The organism is Streptomyces sp. UH6 (assembly GCF_013421635.1).
Classification (GTDB): Bacteria; Actinomycetota; Actinomycetes; order Streptomycetales; family Streptomycetaceae; genus Streptomyces; species Streptomyces abyssomicinicus.
Genome location: NZ_JACADT010000911.1, coordinates 1 through 2310, shown reverse-complemented (window position 1 = coordinate 2310; position 2310 = coordinate 1). Strand labels below are relative to the sequence as shown.

Genomic DNA, 2310 nt, shown 5'->3' with positions numbered 1-2310 from the left:
GGGCGAGGCGCTGCGGGGCCGGGGCCGGGGTCACAGGTCCTCCAGGCGGACGTTCCAGTAGGCGCCGCAGCCTTCCTCACCGGCCGGCCGGTCCTCGTGTCCGGTGGTGCAGGTGCACATCATCGGGATCTCGCGCGCCCTCGGCCCGCGGCGCGGGCTGCGGAAGGTGCGGGGCACGTGCTCGAAGACACAGGGGCAGCCGCACCGGGGGCAGGTCCCGCCGAGGACGGTCGCCTCGGGGTCGGACGAGAGGATCCGGGCGCCCCGCACGTATGCGGGCGCGTAGGCGTCGTCGGTGACCTCCCGGTAGGGGACGGACGGGCCGGCCGGCGGTTGTCCGGAGCTCGTCACGGTCGTCTCTCCCGGCATCGGGCCCTCCCCCTGCGCTGTCTGCCTCGGGCGCCCCCAGCATGGCCGGAGCGAAGGCCGTCGTGCCACACGGTCCCCGGAAACCGCACGCGCGACGCCCCGAGGACGACCGGACGGCCGCCCGCCGGCCGGCTCCGGACTCCGCACAGGGTGAACTCCGGTCGGATTCCGGGCGGTTGGACGACTTCGGCGCAACGCGTCCCTACGGGACGGTCGAATGGGCATGATGCCCTGGGGAGGAGCCGAGGATGAGCGACAGCGAGGCGACGGCACTGTCGGAGCGGGCCCGGGCGGCCCTGACGGCGACGGATTCCTGCCGGGTGCCGGACGATCCGGATGCCTACGAAGGCCTGCGCGGGCCCGAACTGGACACCTACGTCACGCGGTTCGAGGTCCTGCTCGCCGAGGCGTCGGCCGCGGGCGCCCCGGCCGTGGAGCAGGCCGAACGGCTGCGGGCCCGCCTGGGACTGCTGGCCGGCGTCCGGTGGGTGCTGGGCGGCGCCGACGAGGACCGGCTGCGGGCGGTGGACCTGCTGGACGCGGCGCGGCGGTGCGACGCGCTGTCGCCCGAGGAGCGCGACACGGCGCGCAAGAGCCTGATCCTCGTCCTGGTCCACCGGGTGAAGGCCCTGCCACAGGCGTCGCAGACACGGTTCGACGTCTCCACCTTCGGCGAGTACCTCCGGGTGGGCACACCGGCCAGGTACGGCGGGGCCGGCTACGTCGAGGACATGCAACTGCTCCTCCAGCTGGCCGCCGAGACCGGCGCGGACCGCCGACTGCCCCCGCACCTGCAGAACCTGGCCCGGATCCTCCCGGTCCTCGCGGCGGGCCCCGCGGCCGACCCGGCGGCGATGACGGAGGCCGCCGAGCTGATGCTCGGACAGGTGGACGCCTATCCCGCGCCGCTGCGCCGCATGATCTCCGCGACGCTGCCGTTCCTGCGGAACCCCGCCGTCGTGCCGCCGTCGTCCGCCTCCCCGCCGTCGTCCGCCTCCCCGCCGTCGTCCGCCTCCTCGCCGCCGGACGGGCCCGGCCCGGTCGACGACCCGGAGTACCTGAGGGAGATGCTGGCCCTCCTCGAGGCGACCTCCCCCGGTGTGGTGGACAGCGACGAGGTCGGCGACCTCCTGCACCGGCTGTCCCAGGACGACGCCCCCTTGTCGTCCCGGATGAACGCCGTCATGCTGAACGCCGCGCAGGCCCTGCGCACCGGGGACCGGCGGCAGTTGCGGACCGCGATGGCCCAGCTCAAGGAGTCGGCCGGAGAGCTGGAGGAGGCGGGCCGCGCCGACTGGCTCCCCATCGCCACCTCCGTCCTCCTGACGGTCGCGGGCATGACCGGCGGCTCCCTCCAGGACATGGAGGCCGCGAGCCAGGTGCTGAACGCCCTCCCCCCGCTTCCGGAGGGCTCGGCCCCCGACCCGATGCGCACCCTCGCCGACGCGATGCGCCTCCAGATGCGCGTCGTCGCCGCGAACGAGAGCCGCGACCTGGCCCTGGTGGACGACCTCATCGCCCAGATGGAGGGGCTGCGGACCGGCCTCGATCCGGCGACCGCCTGGGAGGCTCCCGCGATCCTCACCTACCACCTGGGCTACGCCCATCTGGTGCGGGCCGGGATCACCCGTGACCGCGAGGACATGCAGAAGGCCGTCTCCCACATGGAGACCGCGTGGGAGAGCCTGGGCATGGCGGGCGGCACGCTGGAGAGCATGCGGGACGTCTCCTCGGCCCCGCTGCGGGCCCTGTCCACGATGCTCGGCTCGGACCCCGAGGAACTGCGGGCGGGCATCCGGCAGACCAGGGCCGCGCTGGAACGCCCGGACGCCACGGTCGACTTCCAGGTGAAGACCCGCACCGCGCTGGCGATCGGCCTGGACAGCCTGTACCTGCGCACCGGCGACCCGGCTGCCCTGGACGAGGCGGTGGCCGAGGCCC

The 2310-nt window shown here is 74.7% G+C and carries 2 protein-coding genes; one reads left to right on the top strand and one right to left on the bottom strand.

Going from position 1 to position 2310, the window contains the following annotated elements; translation table 11 throughout:
* Nucleotides 1-30 precede the first annotated feature (30 nt).
* Nucleotides 31-369, bottom strand: a complete 339-nt coding sequence (locus HW445_RS27475; protein WP_257231325.1) for a hypothetical protein — start codon at nucleotides 367-369, stop codon at nucleotides 31-33.
* Nucleotides 370-617: 248 nt separating this feature from the next.
* On the opposite strand from HW445_RS27475, the gene HW445_RS27470 reads away from it, so the two are divergent.
* Nucleotides 618-2310: hypothetical protein (locus HW445_RS27470; protein ID WP_180223570.1), on the top strand; the 1693-nt coding region annotated here is incomplete at its 3' end.

Excerpts from the sequence above, each read along its gene's own strand:
- HW445_RS27475 (WP_257231325.1), bottom strand. The coding sequence starts at position 369 with ATGCCGGGAGAGACGACCGTGACGAGCTCCGGACAACCGCCGGCCGGC.